At 64.8% G+C, this 24,338-nt stretch carries 20 protein-coding genes and 1 tRNA gene; 14 read left to right on the forward strand and 7 right to left on the reverse strand.

Annotation, left to right across the window (positions count from 1 at the left end; genetic code table 11):
- The first annotated feature begins 42 nt into the window (after positions 1 to 42).
- Entirely contained in the window at positions 43 to 705 is a 663-nt protein-coding gene (locus GUY37_RS02245) for a hypothetical protein (protein ID WP_166821689.1), read from the forward strand.
- Positions 706 to 891: 186 nt separating this feature from the next.
- Here the strand turns inward: GUY37_RS02245 and GUY37_RS02250 are convergent, their stop codons facing one another.
- A complete protein-coding gene (locus GUY37_RS02250; protein ID WP_166821692.1) occupies positions 892 to 2,724 on the reverse strand; it encodes a phosphoenolpyruvate carboxykinase (GTP) in 1,833 nt (610 codons plus the stop codon).
- Positions 2,725 to 3,098: 374 nt separating this feature from the next.
- Between GUY37_RS02250 and GUY37_RS02255 the strand changes: the two genes are divergently transcribed.
- Both GUY37_RS02255 and GUY37_RS02260 read left to right on the forward strand, forming a co-directional pair.
- Positions 3,099 to 3,171: transfer RNA gene (locus GUY37_RS02255), tRNA-Arg, on the forward strand.
- Between the two features lie 112 nt (positions 3,172 to 3,283).
- Entirely contained in the window at positions 3,284 to 4,069 is a 786-nt protein-coding gene (locus GUY37_RS02260; protein ID WP_166821695.1) for a hypothetical protein, read from the forward strand.
- On the opposite strand, the gene GUY37_RS02265 is transcribed toward GUY37_RS02260, so the two are convergent.
- Positions 4,031 to 4,855 (reverse strand): DNA alkylation repair protein, encoded by an 825-nt coding sequence (locus GUY37_RS02265; protein ID WP_228278305.1) that lies wholly within the window; start codon positions 4,853 to 4,855, stop codon positions 4,031 to 4,033. The genes GUY37_RS02260 and GUY37_RS02265 overlap by 39 nt on opposite strands.
- 205 nt (positions 4,856 to 5,060) lie before the next feature.
- Positions 5,061 to 6,482 (reverse strand): argininosuccinate synthase, encoded by a 1,422-nt coding sequence (gene argG, locus GUY37_RS02270; RefSeq protein WP_166821701.1) that lies wholly within the window; start codon positions 6,480 to 6,482, stop codon positions 5,061 to 5,063.
- 167 nt (positions 6,483 to 6,649) lie between these two features.
- On the opposite strand from argG, the gene GUY37_RS02275 reads away from it, so the two are divergent.
- Positions 6,650 to 7,162 carry a GNAT family N-acetyltransferase gene (locus GUY37_RS02275; protein WP_228278306.1) on the forward strand — a complete coding sequence of 171 codons (513 nt, stop codon included), beginning with the start codon at positions 6,650 to 6,652 and terminating at the stop codon, positions 7,160 to 7,162.
- 257 nt (positions 7,163 to 7,419) lie between these two features.
- On the opposite strand, the gene GUY37_RS02280 is transcribed toward GUY37_RS02275, so the two are convergent.
- Positions 7,420 to 8,343, reverse strand: coding sequence for a hypothetical protein (locus GUY37_RS02280; RefSeq protein WP_166821707.1), 924 nt, complete (start codon positions 8,341 to 8,343; stop codon positions 7,420 to 7,422).
- Between the two features lie 420 nt (positions 8,344 to 8,763).
- Positions 8,764 to 10,311 (reverse strand): APC family permease, encoded by a 1,548-nt coding sequence (locus GUY37_RS02285; RefSeq protein ID WP_166821710.1) that lies wholly within the window; start codon positions 10,309 to 10,311, stop codon positions 8,764 to 8,766.
- Positions 10,312 to 10,571: 260 nt separating this feature from the next.
- Here GUY37_RS02285 and GUY37_RS02290 point away from each other — a divergent pair, with 260 nt between their 5' ends.
- The 6 genes from GUY37_RS02290 to GUY37_RS02315 all read left to right on the forward strand — a co-directional run bounded on the left by GUY37_RS02290 (position 10,572) and on the right by GUY37_RS02315 (position 17,590).
- On the forward strand, positions 10,572 to 11,762 hold the full coding sequence (locus tag GUY37_RS02290) for a CPBP family intramembrane glutamic endopeptidase (protein WP_228278307.1): 1,191 nt from the start codon (positions 10,572 to 10,574) through the stop codon (positions 11,760 to 11,762).
- Positions 11,763 to 11,896: 134 nt separating this feature from the next.
- Positions 11,897 to 12,373, forward strand: coding sequence for a DoxX family protein (locus GUY37_RS02295; protein ID WP_166821712.1), 477 nt, complete (start codon positions 11,897 to 11,899; stop codon positions 12,371 to 12,373).
- Positions 12,374 to 12,418: 45 nt separating this feature from the next.
- Positions 12,419 to 12,985, forward strand: a complete 567-nt coding sequence (locus tag GUY37_RS02300) for an isochorismatase family protein (RefSeq protein WP_166821715.1) — start codon at positions 12,419 to 12,421, stop codon at positions 12,983 to 12,985.
- A 138-nt stretch (positions 12,986 to 13,123) separates the two neighbouring features.
- The gene (locus GUY37_RS02305; RefSeq protein WP_166821718.1) at positions 13,124 to 15,343 is read left to right on the forward strand and encodes an MMPL family transporter; all 2,220 of its coding nucleotides are present in this window, start codon (positions 13,124 to 13,126) and stop codon (positions 15,341 to 15,343) included.
- A 199-nt stretch (positions 15,344 to 15,542) separates the two neighbouring features.
- A complete protein-coding gene (locus GUY37_RS02310) occupies positions 15,543 to 16,973 on the forward strand; it encodes a sensor histidine kinase (protein ID WP_228278308.1) in 1,431 nt (476 codons plus the stop codon).
- A complete protein-coding gene (locus GUY37_RS02315; RefSeq protein ID WP_166821721.1) occupies positions 16,970 to 17,590 on the forward strand; it encodes a response regulator in 621 nt (206 codons plus the stop codon). Before GUY37_RS02310 ends, GUY37_RS02315 begins: the two co-directional genes overlap by 4 nt.
- Before the next feature lie 65 nt (positions 17,591 to 17,655).
- Here the strand turns inward: GUY37_RS02315 and GUY37_RS02320 are convergent, their stop codons facing one another.
- Both GUY37_RS02320 and GUY37_RS02325 read right to left on the reverse strand, forming a co-directional pair.
- Positions 17,656 to 18,090, reverse strand: coding sequence for a VOC family protein (locus GUY37_RS02320; protein WP_166821724.1), 435 nt, complete (start codon positions 18,088 to 18,090; stop codon positions 17,656 to 17,658).
- A 35-nt stretch (positions 18,091 to 18,125) separates the two neighbouring features.
- Entirely contained in the window at positions 18,126 to 18,518 is a 393-nt protein-coding gene (locus GUY37_RS02325; RefSeq protein ID WP_166821727.1) for a hypothetical protein, read from the reverse strand.
- A 297-nt stretch (positions 18,519 to 18,815) separates the two neighbouring features.
- On the opposite strand from GUY37_RS02325, the gene GUY37_RS02330 reads away from it, so the two are divergent.
- The 4 genes from GUY37_RS02330 to GUY37_RS02345 all read left to right on the forward strand — a co-directional run bounded on the left by GUY37_RS02330 (position 18,816) and on the right by GUY37_RS02345 (position 24,238).
- On the forward strand, positions 18,816 to 20,306 hold the full coding sequence (locus tag GUY37_RS02330) for an outer membrane protein assembly factor BamB family protein (RefSeq protein WP_166821730.1): 1,491 nt from the start codon (positions 18,816 to 18,818) through the stop codon (positions 20,304 to 20,306).
- Positions 20,307 to 20,758: 452 nt separating this feature from the next.
- Positions 20,759 to 22,609: a serine hydrolase domain-containing protein gene (locus tag GUY37_RS02335; RefSeq protein WP_228278309.1), complete on the forward strand. Its 1,851-nt coding sequence runs from the start codon at positions 20,759 to 20,761 to the stop codon at positions 22,607 to 22,609.
- 156 nt (positions 22,610 to 22,765) lie between these two features.
- Entirely contained in the window at positions 22,766 to 23,134 is a 369-nt protein-coding gene (locus tag GUY37_RS02340) for a carboxymuconolactone decarboxylase family protein (RefSeq protein WP_228278310.1), read from the forward strand.
- A 45-nt stretch (positions 23,135 to 23,179) separates the two neighbouring features.
- Complete coding sequence (locus GUY37_RS02345) at positions 23,180 to 24,238, forward strand: GlxA family transcriptional regulator (RefSeq protein ID WP_166821733.1); 1,059 nt, start codon at positions 23,180 to 23,182, stop codon at positions 24,236 to 24,238.
- Positions 24,239 to 24,338 lie beyond the last annotated feature (100 nt).

The following is a 24,338-nucleotide window of genomic DNA, read 5'->3' on the forward strand; positions in this document are numbered from 1 at the left end:
CGCTTCTGATGGGCAGCCGGAGGTTCGGCCTAGACTCGTCCTGTGAGAACTCCACCGCACAATTCTCGACATTGCGCCGATCTGCACAAGGAGATCGCCAAGGCCGATCGCCGTCGCATCGAGCAATGGCACGCAGCGATGCGGCGCGATGGGCACGTGGTGCTGCCGACGAACCTGTTCAAGACGTTCGCAATGGGTCTGGTCTGCTGGCTGTTCGTCGGGGCGATCATCCTCATGTTCGCCGTCACACCTGGTTCGACCTGGAACCCGCTGTCTCCTGACTTCGGCGGATGGCTGGTGTTCTTCTTCATGCTGCTCTTCGCCTTGGCCTTGCTGATGTTCGGCGTGGGTGCGGTGTTGTGGGCATTCGTCTTTCCCTTTGTGCGACCACAGGTAGTCGTGTCGCAGTGGGGCGTGGAATCCTCATGGTGGAAGCCGGGCGGACGAATCAGGCAGTTCGCAGCCCCGTGGTCAGGCATCGTCGACATCGGGGGAGAGTTCCAGTGGAGGAAATGGCCGCTTCCGGACGCGCTGATCGTGACGATCACCGCCCGCGGGGCGACCGCTCATCAGAACGCGCTGATCGGCAACGTCAGGAAGCCGGAGATGGTCACCTACCGTGTCCTCAGAGAACTCAAAGCGCGGCCGCGTGATGTGCTGGTGTTCCTCATGCAGATCCGGGGAGCGCAGACGGCGCATTACTGAGTTCCCGCAGCCTCATTGGTATAGCCGCGAATCAACCATGGAACTCAGGCGGCCCTCAAACGGTCAACCCCGCAGCCTCGACGGAACACGACAATCCCCCAACCACCTCGGCGGCGGTTGGGGGATTGTCATCAGCCGGACGGCTCAGGCCGTCAGCGACTCAAGCGAGGGACTCGGTCAGGAGGCTCAGGCGAGGCCGAGGCGCTGACGGAGGTTGTCGACCTCGGCGCGCAGTTCGGCCGGAACCGAATCGCCGAGCTCGGCGTACCATTCTTCGATGAGGCCGAGTTCGGTCTCCCACTCTTCGGGCTTGATGGCGAGAGCCTTGCGCAGCTGCTCATCGGTGAAGTCGAGGCCCTCGGTGTCCAGGCCGCTTTCGACCGGGGTGAGGCCCAGCGGGGACTCGACGGCCTCGGCGGTGCCGGTGACGCGCTCGAAGACCCACTTGAGAACGCGCGAGTTCTCGGAGAATCCGGGCCACAGGAACGAGTTGTCGTCGTCGCGGCGGAACCAGTTGACGTAGAAGATCTTCGGCAGCTGGGCGCCCTCGGTGTTGCCGATGTCGAGCCAGTGCTGCAGGTAGTCACCGACGTTGTAGCCGATGAACGGACGCATCGCCATCGGGTCGCGGCGGACGACGCCGACGGCACCGGTCGCGGCGGCGGTGGTCTCCGAGGAGAGCACCGAGCCCATGAACACGCCGTGGGTCCAATCCTTGGTCTCGGTCACGAGCGGCATCGTGGTCTTGCGGCGCCCGCCGAAGAGGATGGCCGAGATCGGCACGCCGTTCGGGTTGGTCCACTCGGGTGCCAGGGTCGGCACGTTCGCGATCGGGGTGCAGAAGCGCGAGTTCGGGTGGGCGGCGGGGGTGTCGGACTCAGGAGTCCAGTCGTTGCCCCTCCAGTCGGTGAGGTGCGCCGGCGCCTCGTCGGTCTTACCTTCCCACCACACGTCACCGTCGTCGGTCAGGGCGACGTTGGTGAAGATGTTGCCGCCTTCTTCGATGGCGCGCATCGCGGTCGGGTTCGTGGTGTATCCGGTGCCCGGAGCAACTCCGAAGAGCCCGAACTCGGGGTTGACGGCGTAGAGCTGGCCGTCGTCTCCGAAGCGCATCCATGCGATGTCGTCGCCGAGGGTCTCGGCCTTCCAGCCGGGGATGGTGGGTTCGATCATGGCGAGGTTGGTCTTGCCGCAGGCCGAGGGGAACGCGGCGGCGACGTACTTGACGACGCCTTCGGGGTTCGTCAGCTTGAGGATGAGCATGTGCTCGGCCAGCCAGCCCTCGTCGCGGGCGATGGCGGAGGCGATGCGCAGCGCGTAGCACTTCTTGCCCAGCAGCGCGTTGCCGCCGTAGCCGGAGCCGAAGGACCAGATCGAGCGCTCTTCGGGGAAGTGGGTGATGTACTTCGTGGTGTTGCAGGGCCAGGCGACGTCTTCCTGTCCCTCGTCCAGCGGAGCGCCGACGGAGTGGACGCACTCGACGAACTTCGCGTTCTGGGTGTCGATCGCGTCGAGGGCGTACTTGCCCGAGCGAGCCATGACGAGCATGGAGAGCACGACGTAGGCCGAATCGGTGACCTCGATGCCGAACATCGGCTGATCCGCCTCGGCGTGGCCCATGACGAAGGGGATGACGTACATGGTGCGTCCGCGCATCGAGCCGTCGAACAGCGGATTGAGGGTTTCCTTCATCTCCGCGGGGGCGACCCAGTTGTTGAGCGGACCGGCATCCTTCTCGTCCTCGGAGCAGATGTAGGTCCGGCCCTCGACGCGGGCGACGTCCTCGGGGTCGGAGGCCGCGTAGTAGGAGTCCTTGGTGCCGGTCAGGCGCTTGATGGTGCCGGCCTCGACGAGCTTCTCAGCGATCTCGTTCTTCTGTGCTTCGGAACCATCGATCCAGACGATGTCGTCCGGGGTGGTCAGGGCGGCGATCCGGCCGACGAATGAGAGCACCGACTCGTTGTCGGTCGGTGCGTTCTTCAGCTGGTCAGCGACGACATCATGGTCGAGGACAGTCATGAGTGGTCTCCTGGTCAATCGAGTGTGGGGTTTTCGTCTCAGGCGGCTGGAGTCCGTCGAGCGCTTGGTACACATCCACCGTAGGATGGGGGCGGAAGCGAAAAACGCTGGTTTCGGTCACTCTAAGATGTGCATTGGATCACAGCCAGAGGTCGATTGCCGCGAATGCGACAATTGACTGACGTGTTATTTCAAGGTATTGACCGATTGTTGCACGCGTGATGCAGGGCTGAAATCTGCGATTTCATCCCTCTCGCCGAGGCGGCATCGACCGTTCGTGTGAATGTGGCGAAGCGCACGTGGGTGCGATTTGGGCTTCGGTGAAACGGGTGTGTATAGTTGTTCGAGTTGCAGGGCGTGAGTCCGAGCGACATGCGCCACTAGCTCAACGGATAGAGCATCTGACTACGGATCAGAAGGTTGGGGGTTCGAATCCCTCGTGGCGCACCGAGAGTAAGTCCCTCACCTGGCGGGTTCGCTGGTGAGGGACTTTTTCGTATGCGTGGAGTCAGGTTGTTCTGACTACTGATCCGACGGTTGGGTTCTGTTGGGTACTGAGATGAGGAAAGTCCGTCGTCACCGGGAGGAACTCGGCGAGGTCATCGAGGTCTTCGCCGACCGCCCGGGACCGAAGACCGTGACGGGGTTCGTCCTCGGCTGGGTGCTCTTCACAGCTCTGACATTCATCAACCCGGGGGAGACGCCGCTGTTGGCAATTGCTCCGGGCATCATCTTCGCGGTGATGTTCGGTCTGATCCTTCTCTACCTCTCGGGCGAGCGGCTCATCGTCTGCGAACGAGGGATCCTAGTCGGTTCCATTGCTGCGGGTATTCATCCCTACGCCATTCCCTATCAGCAGCTCACGCCCGGAAGTATCGCCGGGGTCGCCGGTGCGAACAGATACCTCAAAGAGGTCGGACTCCAAGGACAGATCGCGCAGTCGACCCTGCGAGCGTCCTGGTGGACAAAGAACGGTGTCCACTTCGTTGCCTGCTCGGCCGAGGACGCCAGGCGCGGGCGCAGGCGTTTCACACTGGCCCTCGACCCGATTCCACGGTCGATCGACGGCCGCTGGATCTGGTTCGCAGGGACCGGGCGACGCCCCGCAAGGTCGGCTATCGAGGTCATTGCTCGGGCTGCCTCGGCGGCTGGGTATCCGCAGTTGGCTCAGGCCGCGCTCGACCGCGGAGTCGTCGAGCTGACCGGCAACCCCGAGGATGCGGCACGCCAGCTGCCGGGCCACCCGCCGGTCGGCAGGGTGGAGTCAGATAGTCGGGACTCGGGTCACCTGCGGCCGAGGCTTGAGTCACCTGGCGTTGAGCACAGCCTCCCGCTGTTCAGGTGAGAGTCGCTTGACCGCCTCCCGGATCGTCACCCCAGAGGCGCGGTGAGCGCGCGGGAGGATCCAGTCGAAGACGAGGTCGGGGCGTTTGCGCGAGGTGTCGCGCAGCACCCAGCCGATGGCCTTGCGAATGAAGAATTCCTTCTCCTGGAGCATCGCATCGGCGAATCTGGAAAACCGGTCAAAGTCGCCGCGGCCCTGCCGTAGGGGAACCAGGTGTGCCAGTAGGGTCGAGCGACGAATCCAGAAATCCTCATCGCTCGCCCAGCGCTCGAGAGCGGAGTCGAAGGCAGTATTACGTTCGCTCAACGGCCCGACGAGATCCCCGGCCAGAGGGTCGACAAGGGCCCAGGTCTTCGCCTCTCGAAGCAGGCCCTCGATGTAATCCGCATCCCCGCCGCCGAGGCGGTCCTTCGACTGGATGAGCACCATCGTGGCCGCGGCGCGACGTTCGTGGACCGGCGCGGATGCTCCTGTCGGCGGGGTGGCGTCAACAGCCTGCTGCGCTTCGCCAGCTGATGCGTCGTCGCCGGAGGAAGAGCCTTCCGGTGTCGGTGCGGCCCAGAGGAGTCGTGTCAGCTCGATGACCTCGTCGTGGCCCAGTGCCGTCCCGCGCAGAGCCTCACGAACGACGGCGCGAGTGTCCGGGACGCTCACTCCAAAATGGATGAGTTCGCTTTTGAGATAGGCCTTTTCCTTCTGAGCGCGTTCGCTGCGGCCACGGGCACGCAGATCTCGGTCGACCGCCTCGGCGAGGGTCTGGACGTTGTTCCGGGAATCGGAAGTCATGGAACGAATCATTCCATGGCCGCGTCACCTGCGGGTACGCGCATTGCATCGTGCGGTGAATGCGAAACGGCCGACAGGTGGACTCCGTCGATCACGCTGATCGTGGAGCCACCTGCCGGCCGTTCTCTGTTCTCAACCGGAGGCCGCGAGTCTCATGCTGCGCGGTACCTCCGGAAGTTCTGGGGACCTCCGGCGCGGGAGGGCCTCAGTCCGTACCGGCGTCGAAGGCGGCGGACAGTCCGGCGAGGTCACCGGCTTCGTCCACCTCGGCGTTGGAGTTCGCGATCTCCTCGGCGCCGCCGGCCTCCAACGAGCCCACGAGCTCCGAGGTCGGGCCGGACACGATGCCCATGGCCGCGTACTGCTCGAGGCGGGCACGCGAGTCGGCGATGTCGAGGTTGCGCATGGTCATCTGGCCGATGCGGTCCTCGGGGCCGAAGGCGGAGTCGCCCACGCGCTCCATCGACAGCTTCTCCGGGTGGTAGGACAGGTTCGGGCCCTCGGTGTTGACGATCGTGTAGTCGTCGCCGCGGCGCAGGCGCAGGGTGACCTCGCCGGTGATCGCCGAGGCGACCCACCGTTGCATGGATTCCCGCAGCATGAGCGACTGCGGGTCGAGCCAGCGTCCCTCGTACATCCGCCGGCCGAGGCGGCGGCCCTCTTCGTGGTAGAGGGCGATGGTGTCCTCGTTGTGGATGGCGTTGAGCAGGCGTTCGTAAGTCACGTGCAGCAGGGCCATGCCCGGAGCCTCGTAGATGCCGCGGGACTTCGCTTCGATGATGCGGTTCTCGATCTGGTCGGAGACGCCGAGCCCGTGGCGGCCGCCGATCTCATTGGCCTTGAAGACCAGGGCGACAGGGTCGTCGAATTCTTCGCCGTTGATGGCGACGGGACGGCCGGCCTCGAAGCGGACCGAGACCTCTTCGGACTTGACTTCGACATCATCGCGCCAGGCGGCGACGCCCATGATCGGTTCGACGATGTCGAGTCCGGCGTCGAGGAACTCCAGAGTCTTCGCCTCGTGGGTGGCGCCCCAGATGTTCGCGTCCGTCGAGTAGGCTTTCTCGGCCGAGTCGCGGTAGGGGTAGCCGTGCTCGACGAGCCATTCGCTCATCTCCTGCCGGCCGCCTAGCTCATCGACGAACTCCGAGTCGAGCCAGGGCTTGTAGATGCGCAGCTTCGGGTTGGCCATGAGGCCGTAGCGGTAGAAGCGCTCGATGTCGTTGCCCTTGTACGTCGAGCCGTCGCCCCAGATGTCGACGCCGTCTTCCTTCATGGCCCGCACGAGCATGGTGCCCGTGACTGCGCGGCCCAGGGGAGTGGTGTTGAAATAAGTCTTGCCGCCGGAACGGACGTTGAACGCACCGCACTGGAGGGCGACGAAGCCCTCTTCGACGAGCAGGCGCTTGGCGTCGACGAAGCGCGCGATCTCGGCGCCGTATTCCTTCGCGCGTTCGGTCACCGAGTCCAGGTCGGGTTCGTCGTACTGGCCGATGTCGGCCGTGTACGTGCAGGGGACGGCACCCTTGTGGCGCATCCACGCAACCGCGCAGGAGGTGTCCAATCCGCCGGAGAAGGCGATTCCAACGTGCTCACCGACTGGGAGCGAAGACAGTACTTTCGACATGGCACCAGCGTAACGTCATTCTCCGACGATTGTCGAATGGTTATACATAGGATTGTATTTTTATGTGAATGGTGCGGGTGGACGCGGTGCTGAACGGGGACAGTGCCGCAGCCCACGCTCCCTCAATGCATCGCCGAGGCGGCCCTGCCGATTGCTATCGTGTGTGGGTGACGAATCCTCCCGCACCTCAGTTCGCCGTTCGCCCCGAGGCTTCCCGCGACAGCGATGCGATCCGCTCATTGACGACCGCCGCGTTCGACAGGATCGATGAGGCCGAGATCGTCGATGCCCTTCGTGCATCCGGCAGTGGGATCGAGGGGCTGTCGTTCGTCGGCGTACTCGACGGTGAGATCATCGCCCACGCCATGCTCTCCCGGTGCTTCGTCGGCGAAGTCCTCGGAGTCTGCCTTGCGCCCTGTTCCGTATGGCCCGATCATCAGCGCACCGGTGCCGGGACCGCCGTGATCGAAGCTCTCCTGACCGAAGCTGCCCGCAGCGGTGAGGCCTTCGCTGTCGTCCTCGGGCATCCCGAGTACTACCCGCGCTTCGGTTTCACTCCGGCCTCAGGGTTCGGAATCACCCTGTATGTCGACGTTCCCGACGAAGCCCTCATGGCGATGCCGCTGGCCGGCGAGGTGCCGGCCGGCCCGCTGGCATTCGCTCCCGAACTCGGGGTCTAAGGCAGGGTAAGCGGCAGTCCGTCGGAAGCCGCTGCGACCCGCCCGCTGCATCTGCCCACGAGGCTGGCGTCGCGCGAAACAGTAGGCCGCGATCGGACATCTGTGCCTGAATATAGGTCAGCATCGGATCTCTTCGACAGTGTATCCAGGGGTGATGGCCATGGTGCTCCGGTTCCTCTCTTATCCGGAGTGGCTCACAACCAGCCTGACACAGAGGGTTTCCGGCGCCAGAAATGTCCGATGGTGACCTACATTTTTCACTGCAGCCCGAGGTGTTGGCGGATGTCGCGTTCAAATTGACGGCGATTGGTTGACTTCGTTACTCGCAATACCGTCCAGCCAGCGGCCTTCAGCGCGTTGACTCGGTCGATATCGGCGGCCCACGGTCCCTCTGATGTCCTGTGATGGTCTCCCTCGTACTCCAATGCGAGTTTCACCTTCGGGTAGCCGAGGTCGGGATTCAGGGTCCGGTCGATCGTCGGGCAGTACACAGCAGGGTGGACGACGGGTTCAGGAAGGTCTCGGGAAGCAGCCCAGAGTCGGAGATCAGTCTCCATCGGCGAGTCGACATCTTCTCTGATCAGTTCGAAGGCGGAAAGCAGCTTCGACCTTGCTCTGAGATGTTTCGTGCCGGAGATGTGCTTGGCCAGGTCTTCCAGTGAGAACTGGGTCGGGCTCTTCCAATCGCCGATCGCAGCATCTCCCATCTTCACCAGCGAATCAACCGAACTGACGGCCGCGAGTTGGCTGAAGACCTGCAACGGACTCAGAACCGGAAGGCCCAACCAGGCAGTTCGTCTGAGCGTTCTCATCCGATGAAGCGTCACGCCTCTTCTGCGAATGCGTTTGTTGATGTCCGACGTTGCCAGATGCAGACTGTCTCTGCCGATGGAACGCGGTAACGGCCACCCGAACAGACGCGCAGCAGTTTCACTGCATGCGACGACTCCGGGGTGTCGGTGGGCAAGGGCGAGCAACACTTGAGCTTCTTTGATCCAGTCATCATCCGCCCAAGTCGGAATCGGAAACTCAGTGGGGGCGGTGCCGTCGAAGCGGATTCCCCAGGTAGCTGGTGGAAAGTTGCGGCCGGAGCGGATGTCGTAGTCGGAGGCGCCGCGTGCACGTGCTTCGGGGACCGAGACGATTGCTGGATAGTCGGCATAGTTCAGAGGGTGCTTCATGCACAGATCGTCTACTTGGACTCAGCGTGTGGGAAGACCTGCCTGAAGCTGCTGTGGGCATCCGTTTTGCATCCACAGCCTGTATGCGCCTGAGTCAGATCATTTGTCCACAACCAGTTGAGGCCGGAGTTAGGGGTGATCTTCGGCGATGTCAGAGCGCCCAGGAGAAGCTTCGGGTGCCCCGGCGACGACTCGAATGAATCTCTGCACAGGAGTGAGTGTGCGAGTGGACTCAGCGAGGTGCGCAGTCAGGGCGGCATAGGGTGGCTGCGAAATAGTGGTCACCATCGGACTTCCGGGCCAGAACATAGGTCACCATCGGACATTTCTCGAGCCAGAAAGTATCCGATGGTGACCTAGATTCGAGGACAGTCTCCGTTAGTGACCGCTATTCGGGGAAGTGGGCGCGCCCCGCGTGAGTTACAGCTTCGCGCGGTGGGCGCGGATCGCCTCGGCGACGGCGATGGCGTCACCTTCGGGAGCGTCGGACTTCCGATCGGGACGTGCCGTGAACAGGTAGATGCATCCGGCCACCAGCACGACGACCAGACCGATGAGCACGATCCAGTCGGCGAAGAACGATCCGGAGTCTCCCGGCAGCGACAGCAAGACCATTGCGAAGATGCCGTAGGCCAGGGCTGCGATATTGACCACGATGCCCCAGCCGCCCAGCGACCAAGGCCCCGCAGGCTTCCACCCGCGCAGCCGCTGCCGGAGCGCCCCGAGGACGACCATCTGGAAGGCGAGGTAGATTCCGAGGATCGCGAACGAGGTCACCGCGACGAGGATTCCGTCGTTGAACCAGATGAGCACGCAGATCAGGGCGGGTGCAGTACAGGCGACGATGAGGGCATTGTGCGGGATCTTCGTCCCGTCGGTGACCTTCGACAGCCACCGGTGTCCGGGCATCATTCCGTCGCGGGCGAAGCTGAAGATCAGCCTCGATGCGGCCGCCTGCAGGCTGAGCACGCAGGAGATGAACGCCAGGACCGCCACGATGAGGAAGATCTTCGCACCGACATCGCCGAGGCTGCCGGCGAGGATCGCGGGAATCGGGTCGGCGACCTCACCGGCGACGATCTCATCGAGGTTCGGTGCCGCGAGCACATAGCCGCCGAAGGAGAACAGGGCCGAGACCGCTCCGACGAAGATCGTCATGAGCATCGCCTTCGGGATGCCGCGAGCCGGATTCGACACTTCCTCGGCGACGTCGCCGCACGCTTCGAATCCGTAGAAGAGGAAGAGCCCGGCGACTGCGGCTCCCATGAAGACGGGCAGGTAGCTGCCGTCGCCCGCGGTGCCCATGGTGTCGAAGAAGACGGAGAAGCTGTGCTTGCGTTCGAAGAAGAGCAGGAACAGGCCGAGCCCGATGACGCCGATGAGTTCGGCGAAGAGGCCGATGCGCGCGATGCGGGCCAACCATTTCGTGCCCGAGAAGTTGATCGCCAAGGCAAGGACGAGCAGCGCCAGGCCGAGGAACAGAGTGGAGTTGCGGCTGAGTTCGAGGCCGAAGAGGCTCGCGAGGAATCCGGCACCGAACTCCGCCACCGAGGTGATCGTGACGATGAGTGCGCAGATGTAGATCCATGCGGCCATCCACGCATATCGCTTGCTCCACAGCCGCCTGGCCCATGGGTAGATTCCGCCGGCGATGGGGAACTGGGAGACGACTTCGCCGAAGACGAGGGCGACGAGCAGCTGACCGCATGCGACGATGACGATCCACCAGATCGAGGGCGGACCACCGGTTGAGAGCGCCACTGCCAGCAGTGAATACACGCCGACGAGCGGGGAGAGGTAGGTGAAGCCGAGTGCGAAGTTCGCCCACGGACTCATCGACCGCTCGAAGGAGTCTTCGTAGCCGAGGACGGCCAGATGGTCGGAATCGGAGAGGTGGTCGCCGGCCCGGTTGCCGGTGGAGTTGTGAACGCCCGCGGGGTGGTGGGCGTCCGGGAGATGTTCGGACATGGTGATGTTCCTTCATTCGAATCGTCGTTGATTCTCTGTCTGTCGGTCATCGTATCCCCGATTCCCCTGCCTGGAGACACAAGTGTTCGATCGCGTCCCACCGGCCCTGATTCCCGACGGTGGGGCCGATCTCGCCCACGCGACTGAGTGCGATTTCATCCTCGCGGCGGAGGCACCGGACGAATGCGCGTCATAGCGTGGAACCACAGGCACGGAGCACCGATGAAACGATGGGCGCTGTGCAGGAGCGAGGAGGAACTGTGAACACGCAGACGCACAATCAGGCTGGATTCGCCGAGGCGACGGGACCGACCGCTGCGACGTCCGGTCCCATGACTCCGCCCGGAGCCCCTTCCCCGGGGGCCCCTGCACCGCGCATCGCCGAGGAGACCGGCACCTCTCTCGGCACCGCCGGATCCCCCGCCGAGGCGGTCGATCGGAAAGGGCGTCCGCTCGCTGTCGTGCCGGGCCGAGTTCCCTGGCTCGAGCTCGGCATCTTCGCCGTCATCGCGTTCGGACTCGCCTGGGTCGCGTGCCTGCCGCTGTGGATATCAGGTGAGGGCCTCAGCAATGTCGTCGCCGTCCAGCTCTACGGTGCGCTGATGATGTTCACGCCCCTCATCGCCAGCATCGTTGCCTCCATCGTTCAACGTCGACGGGCTCGTGCCAGGGGAGAGATCCTTGCCAGTGTGCCCCGCTATTTCGGCATCTGGCCCCTGCGTCGCTTCGGGCGAGTCATCTGGATGAGCATCGCCGCCTTCTTCGGCATCATGGCTCTCGTTGTCCTCGGCTATTTCCTCAGCGCGGCCTTCGGTTGGCTCAGCCTTGATCTCACCGGGCTGTCCGGGTTCAAGCAGCAGATGGCCACGCTCCCGGGCTTGGACTCGGTGCCGATCGGACTTGCCGTCATCGGCTATCTTCTGATCATGGTGATCAGCTCGGTGGTTACCGTCTTCGTCGCCATCGGAGAGGAGTTCGGCTGGCGCGGATGGCTGCTCAACAGCCTCCGCCCCCTGGGCGCCTGGCCTGCCCTGCTCATCGTCGGCGCGGTCTGGGGGCTGTGGCACGCACCTCTCATTCTGCTCGGCTACAACTTCGGCCGCCCCGACATCACCGGTCTCGGACTCATGGTCGGCGGCTGCATCATGGTCGGCATCCTATTCGGCTGGCTGCGCCTGCGCACCGGCTCGGTCTGGCCGGCCGTCTTCGCCCATGCCGGACTCAACGGTTCCGCCGGAATGCTGATGATTTTGCTCATCGACGCCGCGGCTTCGAGTCCCGACCCGGCGCTCACCATGATCCTCGGGGTCTCCGGATGGATCGTCTCCGCCGTGGTCATAGTCGTGCTCGTCGCGACCGGTCAGTTCCGTCGGCAGCCGGAGCTGGGAATCAAGAAGACCCCGCCCGCCGAGGCTGCCCCACAGCCGATCGCTCAAGCGCAGAACGACTGATCGCCGGCAGACCGTCTGTTCGTCGGCAGACCGCCCGATCACTGTCGAAATGTGACGCCGGGGCCGTCCTCGAAATTGAGGCACGGCCCCGGCGTCCGTTAGGCTCAAAACCCCATAGACCTAAGGAGTACTACGTGATTTTTGGACCATCGCTGCTGCAGACGGCGGGACGCATGCTCACCGCCCCGATCTTCATCACCGGCGGCCTGTCGGCAGTGAAGGATCCGGCCGGAAAGGCGGCGATGGCAGAATCGACGCTGGACGCCATCCGCGAGTACGTCCCCGCGCTGCCCGATGACAACGAGCTGCTCGTGCGCATCAACGGCGGCGTGCAGATCCTCGCCGGCACCACTCTCCTGCTCGGCATCAAGCCGCGACTCTCGGCACTGGCGCTCGCCGGCTCCCTCGTCCCGACCACGTTGGCCGGACACTCCTTCTGGGAGATGGAGGGCGGCGATGCGAAGGCCCACCAGACTCAGTTCTCGAAGAACCTCGCGGCACTCGGCGGACTGTTCCTCATCGCCGGAGACGGCGATAGCACCAAGGCGATCGAGAAGGCCGCCGCCAAGGCAGCGAAGAAGGCTGAGAAGCGCGCCCTCAAGCAGGCGTGAGACTCGTGCCCTGGACAATTCGGTGAGCGTGCCTATGCTCGAAGCATGGCCAAGGCACTTCTCATCGTCGATGTCCAGAACGATTTCACCGAAGGCGGCGCGCTCGGCGTGACCGGCGGCGACGCTGTCGCCGAAGGCATCAGCGCCTACCTCTCCGCCCATGCCGGGGACTACGACGCCGTCATCGCTTCCCGCGACTGGCACGATGCCGACAGTGACAACGGCGGCCACTTCAGCGACTCCCCGGACTTCGTCGATTCCTGGCCCGTCCACTGCGTCGCAGACACCGACGGCGCGGCCTTCGATCCCCTGCTCGACACCGCGGCCATCACCCACGAGGTCCACAAGGGCCAAGGCAAACCCGACTATTCGGCTTTCCAGGGGATCACGGACAGGGGGAGCCGCCTCGGCGAGCTTCTGGGTGATCTCACGATCACTGAGGTGGACGTCGTCGGCATCGCCACCGATCATTGCGTACGCGCTTCCGCCCTCGACGCGCTGAGCGCGGGGCTGAGCGTTCGCGTGCTCACTGACCTCGTCGCGGGCGTCGGAGACGAGTCGAGCAGGGCCGCCCTCGCGGAGGTCGAGAAGGCGGGGGCCGAGCTCGCCTGAGCCGCTGACTCTCCGCGGAACCTCCACCCTCAGAAAAACTATCGCCCCAGGTCAGCGCGTTTTATCCATCGAAAGTTGCAGACCGAATCCGAACTCACAGGCGATGTGTGTGACTCCTCAGATTGATGGACTGGAGTCATGAACTCACCACTGGCGAAAACCGCACATACGCTGACATCGAAGCGCGGTTCGTGGCTCGTCCTCGGCGGAATCGTCGTCCTCGTCGCTCTGATCTTCGGACTCCTGTCCGGGGCAGGGGAGGACAGGGCCAACGAAACCGCACCGGCCGACTCCGAATCCACTCAGGCACAGAAGATCCTCGACAGATTCCCCGATGCGGACAAGCAGTCCGTCATGGTAGTGGCCTCGAACGAGGACGGATCCGAACTGTCCGCCGACGACCAGGCCGAACTGAAGACGCTCGGCGGTTCGCTCGGCGACTCCGTCGGTGACGAATCCACCGAAACCGTGACTGGGCCGATCCTCAGCGACGACAAGCAGGCCGCGCTGCTCATGGTGCCGATCACGGTGGGTCTGACGAATTCGGACACCGCCGAGACCGTCGACGAGCTGCGCACCGCCATCGCCGACGACCCGACCGCCTCCGGACTCACAGACGATGGTGTGTCCCTGCTGGTCACCGGCGGTCCCGCGATCGGCGCCGACATCGCCTCGGCGTTCAATGGCGCGGACTTCACCCTGCTCATCGTCACCATCGTCATCGTCGCACTCCTGCTCATCATCACCTACCGCTCGCCGATCCTGTGGCTGCTGCCGCTCATCGTCATCGGCACCGCCGACGGACTCGCCTCAACCGTGACCGCGGCCGTCGGAGACTGGCTCGAACTGCAGTTCGACGCGGGCATCATCAGCGTCCTCGTCTTCGGCGCCGGCGCGAACTACGCACTGCTGTTCATCTCCCGCTACCGCGAGGAGCTGCGCCGCTTCGCCGACCACCGCGTCGCGCTCGCCGAGGCCTGGACGCATACCGCGACGACGATCCTCGCCTCGAACCTCACCGTCGTGCTGTCCCTTCTCAGCCTCGTCTTCGCGATCATCCCCGGCACCCGAGGCCTGGGCATCACCGCGGCCGTCGGCCTGCTCATCTCCGCAGCCGCCGTGCTGTTCGCCCTGCCGCCCGTGCTCGCGATCTGCGGCAAGAAGATGTTTTGGCCCTTCATCCCGACGCTCGAGCGGAGCTCGGAGGAGGAGCTCACCCCCGCCGAGGCGACCAAGCCCTCGATCTGGCGCACCATCGCCACTCGCGTGGTCCGCAGACCCGGGCTCCACCTCGGTGCCGGAATCGTCATCCTCGGCGTCATGGCCACCGGCTTCATCGGCTCCTCGATCGGCCTCGACCAGACCGAGAAGTTCCGGGTCCAGTCCGAATCGGCGCAGGGCCTCGACGTCCTAGCCGACCACTTTCCGCCCGGCGAATCCCAGCCGATCTGGATCCTCGCCGACACCGACCACGCGGATGACGTCGTCGATTCGGTCAGTGATATGAATGGCGTCGTCCGCGCCTCGACGATCGAGGACACGAACATCGACGGCACCTCGGTCACGAAGATCATGGTCACCGGCGAGTACGAACCCGACAGTGCGAAGGGCCTCGACCTCGTCGCGGACATCCGCAGCGACGTCCACGCCATCGACGGAGCGAACGCCCAGGTGGGCGGTGCCGCGGCTACGGAGCTCGACGCCCGCGACGGCAACCAGACGGACTTCTTCACGATCGTCCCGATGATCCTGGCGATCAGCTTCATCATCCTGTTGGGCATCCTCCGCGCCCCCATCGCGGCGTTCACCCTGCTGCTCGTCAACGTCGTGTCCTCGGCTGCGGCGATCGGCCTCGGCGCGTTCCTGTCACGGACGATCTTCGGACAGTCCGCACTTGATGCGCAGGTGCCGATCCTCGCGTTCCTCTTCCTCGTGGCGCTGGGCATCGACTACTCGATCTTCCTCGCCCACCGAGCGAAGAAGGAGGCCGTCCTCCACGGGGGACGTCAGGGCATGATCGATGCCGTCGCCCACACCGGCGGTGTCATCACCAGCGCCGGCATCGTCCTGGCCGGAGTGTTCGCAGCCTTGGGTATGCTGCCGCTGATGGTGCTCGGCCAGCTCGGCCTCATCGTCGGAGTCGGCGTGCTCGTCGACACGATCATCGTGCGCACCGTCATCGTGCCCTCGATCTTCGGGCTCGTCGGCGACAGGATGTGGTGGCCGAACAAGGCGATAACTCACTTCCACGAGAACGCAGATGCATGTGCGGCCGGACGCGACGCGCACTCCACCCAGCTGCTCGCCGAGAAGGAACACGCCTACAGCGGTTCCGGAACCCACCACGGCAGGCACTGAGTCGAACCGATGGGGCGCACGCCAAGCCTGCAGACACGGCGCAAGCCAAGCCTGCAGACGTCAAGCGGATGGCTGAGTGAGTTGGACAGGCCCGGGCGACGAAGCACGCCGTCGCCCGGGCCAGCTCGGTTTCCGCGCCGGGTCGCGCATATGTCATGCCACCGGGGTCCTGGATGTGATTGAGTTGGCAGGGAGATTCATGACAGCACGGGATCACCGCCTCGGCACCAACGCCTGCGAGGCGGATCTGCAGGAAGGTGGCAGCGTGGGCGCACGCAAGTGGACGGAGCGGACGATGGAGTTCGGTCAGCATGCCATCGCCCTCGTCCTCATGCTCATCTCCTGCATCCGCGCTGTCTCCGGCGGCGCTCCGTTGCTCGCCGCGGTGGCCGTGAGCATCGTCTTTCTCGCCTGGTATGGCCTCGGCGCCGTGCGCGCGGCTCGCTCGGGCGCGCTGGTGCTGGCGAAATGGTGGCTGATCGTCCTCGCCGCTGCCTGGCTGTGCACCCTGCTCGTCTCCGCCGAGTTCATCTGGGTCGCCTTCCTCCTCTGGCTGCTCGCCGGCCACCTCTTCTCCCTGCGCATCGCCATCGTCTTCACCGCACTCACCTACATCGCGACCATCGTCGCCCCACTCGCCCACTACGGGCAGGTGCCGACCCCGAGCATCATCGGCTCCCTCATCGGCGCCGTCTTCGCCCTCGGGCTCTCCCGCGGCTACATCGAACTGCTGCGCGAGGGCCGCCGCAGGGAGGAACTGCTGCGTTCACTCGAGCTCGCCCACCAGAACCTGCTCGACCTCCAGGACGAGCTCGCCCTGACTCAGCGCCATGCCGGCGAGATCCAGGAACGCACCCGCGTCTCCCGCGACATCCACGACACGATCGCGCAGTCGATCTCGTCGATCCGGCTCATCGCCCACGCCGAGGCGGAGCGCACCACCGATGATCACGCCGGGCAGGTGCTCGCCCAGGTCGAGGACCTCGCCGCGCAGAGTTCCCGGGACATCCGCCGCATCATCGCCGCCCTCGCCCCGGCCGAACTCGAGGACGGGGCGCTGACCGCGGCGATCCGCCGTCTGCTCGCCAGGCTGGAAGAGGACAGCTCGATCACGGGCCGCCTCGACGTCGACGAGACCCTGCCGACCCTGTCCGCCGAGGCGGAGGTGGCGCTGCTGCGGACCGCGCAGTCGGCGCTGGCCAACGTTCGGCAGCACTCGCAGGCCACACGAGTGATGGTCAGCCTCATGGACCTCGACGGGGCGATCAGAATGGACATCGTCGACGACGGGGTCGGAATGGACGATCCGCACAATCGGCAGCGGAATCCGGAATCGGGCTTCGGTCTCGACTTCATCGGCTCCAGGATGCGCGAACTCGGCGGTGAACTCGTCATCGAATCGAGTCAGGGATCCGGCTTCGCGATCTCTACGACCCTGCCCAGCCAATCACAGCTGCACACCCGGGGTGAGGGACTCGGCGGCGCCGTCGAGGGCACGAGGAACGGCAGTGAGAGCCGCCTCGGTGAAGGAGAGGGAACACACACCGAGGTCACGGACGCGGATTCGGCGGGCAGCCTCGGCGAGGGTGAGGTCACGGGCGAGAACACCGACACCGGAGAAAAGGCATGAGCATTCGAGTCATCCTCGTCGACGACCACCCGGTCGTGCGGGCCGGTCTGAAGTCCGTCATCGAGGCGCCGGACAATATCGCCGTCGTCGGTGAGGCCGGCAGCGGCGAGGAAGCGCTGACGATCGTCGACGAGCTCGACCCTGACGTCGTCCTCTGCGACCTGCGACTGGGGGAGGGGATCGACGGCATCGAAGTGACGAAGCGGCTGCGAGCGAAACCGAATCCGCCGGCGGTGCTCATCCTCACCACCTTCGATCTCGACTCGGAGATCATCGCCGCACTCAACGCGGGGGCATCGGGGTACCTGCTCAAGGACATCGACCCGGGTGACATCTCGACGGCGATCGAGAAGGCGGCGAAGGGGGAGACCTATATGGCGCCGGAGATCTCATCGAAGGTCTTCGCAGCGATGCGCAATCCCAGTCCGAAGCTGACCAGGCGGGAGCGCGACGTCGTGAAACTGCTGGCCACAGGGGCCTCGAACGTACAGATCGCCCAGGAGCTCTTCGTCACCGAGGCGACTGTGAAGAGCCACCTCGTCAACGTGTTCACGAAGCTCGGTGTGGATTCGCGGGCCCGCGCGATCCGCGTTGCGGAGGATCAAGGGCTGGTTTAGGGGCTGGGCGCTTCTTGCAGTCTCCGCCGAGAATCAGGTGAGTCTCGCACGCTTGCCGAGTTCGTTTATTCTTTTGCGAACCGAGTGAACTGCGCTTCATCGTTGACCGAAGTCCCTGGGTATTCGGCTTGTTGTCCACTCGGAACCAAGTCTTGGTAGTAGCCGAGCTGGTTGCCCCAGGGATCTGCGAAGTCAACAAAGACGACGACACCAGGCAGCTGTGACGGTTCGGACCGCTCTATCCCGGAGGAGTCGAGAAACGACAATGCCTCGCCCAGATCGAGTACACGAAAGCGGACCCTATTGAGCAATGGGGGTGCTTGGTCTTTCCCCGACACCTGAAACCAGCATTCCTGGCCGGCGATTGGCGACCACTCGAAGAAGTCGTCGTGAGGCTCGAACTCCGGCTCGCGACCAAACAGCGAACTGTAGAACGATCGCGCTGCGGCGGTCTCGTCGGTCGGCACGTAGACCTGCAAAGTGATTCCTGTGGTCTTCAAGGTAGAAACTCCCGAATCATTTCTCATGGCTCAGCTCAGGTCATTCGCTTATCGAGTGCGTCTCCGAACCAGGCTCGCGGAACGGCGTCCTCCAGCCTCGTCAGGTCAAGGTAGCGGAGGATGATTCCTTCCCGGCGTGATGCGGCATAATTGCCGACCGGCACCTCTACTGGTGAAATGATCCAAGAGGCGGCGTCATCCAGGCTGATCGTCGCTACATCGTCAACCAGCAGTACCGGACCTGACCCTAGCGCCATTTCGGATGAGTCGTCTTCAACCATCACGCAGGCGCGGTCGTTGACTCCCAAAAGCGCAGTCCGCGGATCAGGCCGCCAATAGACGTTGAGCCCGCCCGCTACGTGGGCGGAAACTGCACCAGCTAGATCATCCGTGGGGACCATGGTGAAAGCGTGCGCGAGAATCTTCATATCTCTGTCCTCATCATGCTGAACAGGGAATCGACGTTGACATCCCAGTTCTCACGGTCATTGTACGCCGAAGCTATCTAGCCGGCTCCGTCTACAGCCGCCCGGCAACACCACGAACCTAGGTCCATAACGGATACTTCTGAGCGCAGAAAGTATCCGATAGCGACCTATTTTTGCTGGAGAAGTCCGCTGTCCGATGAGCAGGTGATGTCTGATCGGACTACCCATGGAGTGAGACGGAGGGACCGCCGCATATGATCGAGCTATGAATCGGGGTATGAGCAGGAGAAACGCATCATGAAGCGGATGTGGGCAGCGGTCGCAGCGGCGGGCTTGGTGGCATTGAGCGGCTGCAGTGACGGAGCCGGCGAGCCGGAGGGGACACCGTCGCCGACGACAACCCCGACCCTGGCCGAGCCGGTCGAGCTCGACTACTATGCCTCGGTGATCACCGACAACGGAGCGGACCTGGCGCTCGTCGGAGACTGGATGAGCCAGAAGCTGCGAGTCGTCGACGCCGAGGGCGACGAGAAGTGGAGCATCGACTCCAACACCAACGAAGACGATGGAGGTGGCACTGAAGCCTACTCGGCAGGCGAGAACATCATCGTCCACGACTACTCGGGTACGACCACCGCCTACTCGTGGGCCGACGGTCAGGAAGTTTGGTCCTTCGACCTCCCCGGCACCGCTGGCTCCTGTCGCCCGGCCCAATCCTTCGGAACACAGTCGACGAGCGGAGGCAGCCACCTCGGCGAGGGTGACCTCATCCTCCTCGAGAACATCTGGATGGACTCCGAGGAGAACTGTGAAGCCTCAGCCGAAGGGGACACCGTCCTATATGCGCTCGACCCGGAAACGGGGAAGGAAGCCTGGCCGGCGCTGTCGGTCGGTGAGGACGGACGGACCTTCGGCGGTCGCCTCCTCGAACTGGCGCCCGACCGGAAAACCGGGATCATGTCCTGGATGGACGGCGATGAGTCGATGATCACGCGGATCTCCTTCGACGACGGCACGCACGGGTCGATCCCCATCACCGAGGCGCGCGAGATCAACGACGCCGGAGGCGACTACTTCACCGTGTACCCGACGGCCGATCCCAGCAGCCTGACCTACGTCTACGGATCAACGGAACCCGACGACCCGATGAGCTCAGCAGTGACGCGGGCGGCGAAACTGAGCGTCCCCGCAGATCTGAAGGCATCCGACTCGGCCACGCTGGCAGCCGCCGAACACTCCGCCGACGCGAGCATGGAAGACACCTTCGACGCCGTGTGCAGCACCGAACTGCGCTTCACGGCCGAAGGGAAGCCGGCGTGCCTGCAGACCCAGCTGTTCGCCTCGGCGGTGAAGTACCAAGGATCGGACGGCGCCGTCGACGGGTGGCATGCAGACGCTCCCGAGGCCGCAGTCGCTGTCATCGGCGGTCTCGGCGGTCCGCAGTGGGAGCCGGTCGACCACGGCGATCAGACACTCGTCGTCGTGCCGGCCCCACGGGACGGAATCGCCGCACTCGACGCGGCCACCGGTAAAACAGTGTGGACGACAGACGGGCCGAGGCTGAAAGAAGAAGGCGAAACGGGCCGCTGGGGCGGGCAGGGGATTCTGCCGGACCTCGGATTGATCGTCGTCACCGACAACAAGAAGACGACGTTCTTCGACGCGAAGACGGGCAAACCGGTCAGCGACCATCCGGCCGGGGACTATTCCGACCAGAGCTCGAGCGGGCGTTTCGTCATCGCGACGAATGAGGACACGAGCACGATGTGGGCCGTCGTCGACACATGAGAGGTGTCAGGCGCCCGACGTCAGCGGAGCTGAAGACAGGCTGAACTGCGCTGAAGTGGGGGTTGGCGCGGAGCCAGCGACAAACATAGGTCACTATCGGATACTCCTGAGCCGGCGGCCGCCGCGCAGAAAGTATCCGATAGCGACCTGTATTCGCGGGGAGGAGCTCGGGCGGCCGGGCACTGCCGCCTCGCCGGCCGGGGCCCTGCCGCCTCGCGGGCCCGGATCCGCCCAGTTGTTCTGACCGGATGTCAGGTGAATAACTGATTGGTAATGATCTGTATCATCGCACCTGGTGAGGACTTCAGAGCGCCCGCGCGACTCATACGATGTCGCCGGAATCGCCCCGTTTCGCCTACGGAGTTTCATCTCCCCCAGGTAGTCTGTTCTCTGCGCATCGGGACAGTCCCGCGCATGCGCAGAGCCGTTCGGACCGAGACAGTGGAGGTGACATGGCAGGCGAGGACGAGTCGTTTCCGCCCCGCCCGGTGACCTCGCCGAACCGTCGCATCGGTGCGCTCTCCGGCAACACCAGAGGCATCGGCACCGGCTCGGATGTCGGTGCCGAACGACCTGAGAAGACTGCCCGTGGCAATGCTGAATCAGCCGCGGCAGAGACTGCCCCCGGCGCGGCCGGCGCAACGGGCTCTCGTGTGCCTGGCCCCTCTGCAGCAGCTGCGCCCGACGAGCCCGGTACGCCCGACGGATCCGACAGTCCCGCCTCGGCGCCGGATATCACTCTCCCGCACGTCGGGGAGCTCGCATCGGCGAGCGAAGACGCCATCGTCGACCCCTCCGAAGCGGTGCTCGAGAGCATCGACCTCGACACCTGGAAGTGGCCGGAGTTCTTCGCCTTCGCGCTGACCCGGATGCAGGAGATCTTTCCGACCGGCGGCATCCCGCGGGGCATCGGACCGGTGCGCGAATTCGTCACCGAAGACAACGATTTCCGCCCCTTGGCCGTCGACCGTGAGAAATGGCCGGCGATCGACGAGGACTGGACCACCGTCGGCGACGTGCTGGCGGGCACCCACACCGACGCGTGGCTCGTCACCCGCAACGGGGTCGCCCTGGCCGAGGAATACGCGTGGCCGATGAAGCCGGCCCGCCAGCACATGCTCTTCTCCGTGAGCAAATCCATCATCGCCACCGTCATCGGTGCCCTCGCCGACGCCGGACTGCTGCGCCCCGCAGACCTCGTCACCACGCATGTCCCTGCCCTGGCGAAGAGCGGCTACGCGGGAGCGACCATCCGCGACCTGCTCGACATGCGCTCGGGCATCAAGTTCTCCGAGGAATACCTCGAGGAGGGATCGGAGATCCGAGCCCTGTTCGAAGCGGTCGATTTCGCGCCCCGGACAGCCACCTCGGCGAAGGGGATCAAGGACTTCCTCACCGGGCTGACCAGCGAACGCGACCACGGATCGGCGTTCGTCTACCGCAGCTGCGAAACCGATGTGCTCGCCTGGATCGCCGAGGCGGTCACCGGCCAGCCGTTCTCCATCGTCGCCAGCGAATACGTGTGGTCGCAGATCGGCGCCGCCCATGCCGCCCAGGTCTGTCAAGACCGGTGGGGCGGGTCGATCGCCGACGGCGCCATGAGCGCCACCCTGCGCGATCTCGCCCGCTTCGGCGAGATGATCGCCCGCGGCGGCACGACCTCGGGCGGCGAACGCGTGCTCTCGGCGGAATGGGTCGAGGACATCTTCACCGGTGCCGAGGACTCCGCGAAGGTCTTCGCCGCATCCCCGTCGGGACGCTCATATCCGGGAGGCATGTACCGCAGCCAGTTCTGGCTGCCCTCGGCCGACCGCAACGTCGTCATCGGCATCGGCATCCACGGGCAGATGCTCTACATCGACCGCGCCACACAGACCGTCGGCATCAAGCTCTCGAGCGACCCCGAACCGGTGAGCCTCGCCGCCCAGCACGGCACTCTGGCCATGTTCGAGGCCATCGCCGAGGCGGTCCCGCCGAGCCCGTCGGAACCCGCTTCCCCTGCACCCACCGAGGCGACTTCCCGAGAAGGTGCCCCCGCTGCTCCATCTGCCGTGCCGACTGCGGGACCCAACGAGCAGAGCTTCGGCACACCCGCAACTGAGACCGCCGAGGCGATGGCCGCCGAGGCCGGACCCGCGGCGCACGTCGAAACAGTGACAGTCGAACCTGCGGCGTCGGTCGAAGCACAGGTCGCTCCTGCCCCGGCGGCCCCGATCGTTCCGGAATCGCCGGCGGCGCCGCAACCACAGCCCGTTGCCCCGCCCACCCCGGCGCCCCTCATCGGTCAGAACACGCTCTACTGAGCCCGTGCCGCGAGTTTCTCCAGCGGGCAGACAGATCTGCAGATCCGGCGCGAAACAGCGCGGATGATCGAGGCGGCACCCCCCAGGGGCGAGCGGTGTCCTCATATGACGAAACCGGTGCGGCCGAGAAGCGATATCGGTAGCGTGAGGGTCGGAATGACACCGATCACAGGAGGCATCACGATGTCCGACTTCTTCGACCGCGAGAACGACGCGAAGTACGGCAAGGCCTACAAAGAGACCACGCCCGACATCCTCAAGGCGTTCGGCGGATTCAACGACGCTGTCTTCGCCGCAGAAGGCCGGGAGATCCCGCTGAAGTACCGCGAGCTCATCGCCTACGCCGTCGGCCTGACCACCCAGTGCGCCTACTGCATCGACGCGCACTCGAATGCCGCCGTCACGGCCGGCGCCTCGGAGACCGAACTGGCCGAGACCGCGTGGACCGCCTCGGCGATCCGCGCCGGCGGAGCCTTCGTCCACGGTCGTCTGGGCTTTAAGTTCACCGGGGTCCACGAGCACTGAGTTCGCCCCGGGGCGAGCCCCGATTGCCTAGACTGAGAGGCGATCATGACTGACGAGCCCCGCACCCTTCCGCGCAGAACTCCCCGTTCCCGCCCGCACCGCATCCTCGTGCTGGCGTTGGACGGGGTGTCTGCCATGGACCTCGGTGTCCCCGTCCAGGTCTTCGGCCGTGAGTCGAATGCCGCCACTGCCCGCACCCGAGCCGAGGTGCCGCCGGCGATCGAAGACCGGCCCACGGCAGTCCCCACCGGGATCTGGCCCTACGAGGTCGAGGTCTGCGGTATCACCGCAGGCAGGGTCACCGGATCGGACGGGCTCGACTACTCCGTCGACCAGGGACTCGAGGCGCTGGAGACCGCGGACACGGTCATCCTGCCAGGTGCCACCTCGGCGGTGGCGGAAGAACCGCCCGCCTCGGTCGTCGGGGCCCTGCTCTCGGCCTTCGAACGCGGTACGCGGATCGCCGCGATCTCCACCGGCACCTTCGTCCTCGCGCGCACGGGACTGCTCGCGGGACGACGAGCCACCACACACTGGTCGACGGCGAAGGAACTCGCACGACGGTTCCCCTCGATCAGGGTCGACGAGAACGTCCTCTTCATCGACGAAGGACAGTTGCTGACCTCGGCCGGAGCAGCCTCGGCGATCGATCTGTGCCTCCACCTCATCCGCAGCGATCACGGAGTCGGCCTGTCCAACCAGGTCGCTCGTCGTCTCGTCGCCGCCGCCTACCGCAGCGCGGGCCAGGCGCAATACGTTCCGCGCAGCGTGCCCGACCCACTCGGCGAAGACTTCGCCGACACCCGCGAATGGGTGCTGCAGCATATCGGCGAGAAGATCACCCTGAGGGACCTCGCCGCCAACGCCGGAGTCTCCGTGCGCACCTTCTCCCGACGTTTCGTCGAAGACACCGGCTATACGCCCATGCAATGGGTGCTCAGAGCCCGAGTCGACCTCGCCAGGGAGCTCTTGGAGAACTCCGACCTGGGCATCGAACAGATCGCTGACCAGGTGGGACTCGGAACGGGTGCGAATCTGCGCATGCACTTCCAACGCATCCTCTCGACCTCCCCGAACGATTACCGTCACTCCTTCCAGGGCTGAGAAGACGCCCTTCCGCACCACATTTCCGGGCCTCCTTCGTTCCTTTTCGGCGACCCAGATCACAGTGGCGAGAAACTTTCGACATCTGGCAATACAACTG

Origin of the sequence: Brevibacterium limosum (genome assembly GCF_011617705.1) — a bacterium.
GTDB lineage: Bacteria > Actinomycetota > Actinomycetes > Actinomycetales > Brevibacteriaceae > Brevibacterium > Brevibacterium limosum.

Bases quoted from the DNA above. Each gene is read 5' to 3' on its own strand.
- GUY37_RS02330 (WP_166821730.1), top strand. From the start codon at position 18,816: ATGAAGCGGATGTGGGCAGCGGTCGCAGCGGCGGGCTTGGTGGCATTG.
- GUY37_RS02285 (WP_166821710.1), bottom strand. From the start codon at position 10,311: ATGTCCGAACATCTCCCGGACGCCCACCACCCCGCGGGCGTTCACAAC.
- GUY37_RS02260 (WP_166821695.1), top strand. From the start codon at position 3,284: ATGAGGAAAGTCCGTCGTCACCGGGAGGAACTCGGCGAGGTCATCGAG.
- GUY37_RS02325 (WP_166821727.1), bottom strand. From the start codon at position 18,518: ATGAAGATTCTCGCGCACGCTTTCACCATGGTCCCCACGGATGATCTA.
- GUY37_RS02305 (WP_166821718.1), top strand. From the start codon at position 13,124: ATGAACTCACCACTGGCGAAAACCGCACATACGCTGACATCGAAGCGC.
- argG (WP_166821701.1), bottom strand. From the start codon at position 6,482: ATGTCGAAAGTACTGTCTTCGCTCCCAGTCGGTGAGCACGTTGGAATC.
- GUY37_RS02300 (WP_166821715.1), top strand. From the start codon at position 12,419: ATGGCCAAGGCACTTCTCATCGTCGATGTCCAGAACGATTTCACCGAA.
- GUY37_RS02265 (WP_228278305.1), bottom strand. From the start codon at position 4,855: ATGACTTCCGATTCCCGGAACAACGTCCAGACCCTCGCCGAGGCGGTC.
- GUY37_RS02310 (WP_228278308.1), top strand. From the start codon at position 15,543: ATGACAGCACGGGATCACCGCCTCGGCACCAACGCCTGCGAGGCGGAT.
- GUY37_RS02315 (WP_166821721.1), top strand. From the start codon at position 16,970: ATGAGCATTCGAGTCATCCTCGTCGACGACCACCCGGTCGTGCGGGCC.
- GUY37_RS02250 (WP_166821692.1), bottom strand. From the start codon at position 2,724: ATGACTGTCCTCGACCATGATGTCGTCGCTGACCAGCTGAAGAACGCA.
- GUY37_RS02335 (WP_228278309.1), top strand. From the start codon at position 20,759: ATGGCAGGCGAGGACGAGTCGTTTCCGCCCCGCCCGGTGACCTCGCCG.
- GUY37_RS02340 (WP_228278310.1), top strand. From the start codon at position 22,766: ATGACACCGATCACAGGAGGCATCACGATGTCCGACTTCTTCGACCGC.
- GUY37_RS02345 (WP_166821733.1), top strand. From the start codon at position 23,180: ATGACTGACGAGCCCCGCACCCTTCCGCGCAGAACTCCCCGTTCCCGC.
- GUY37_RS02280 (WP_166821707.1), bottom strand. From the start codon at position 8,343: ATGAAGCACCCTCTGAACTATGCCGACTATCCAGCAATCGTCTCGGTC.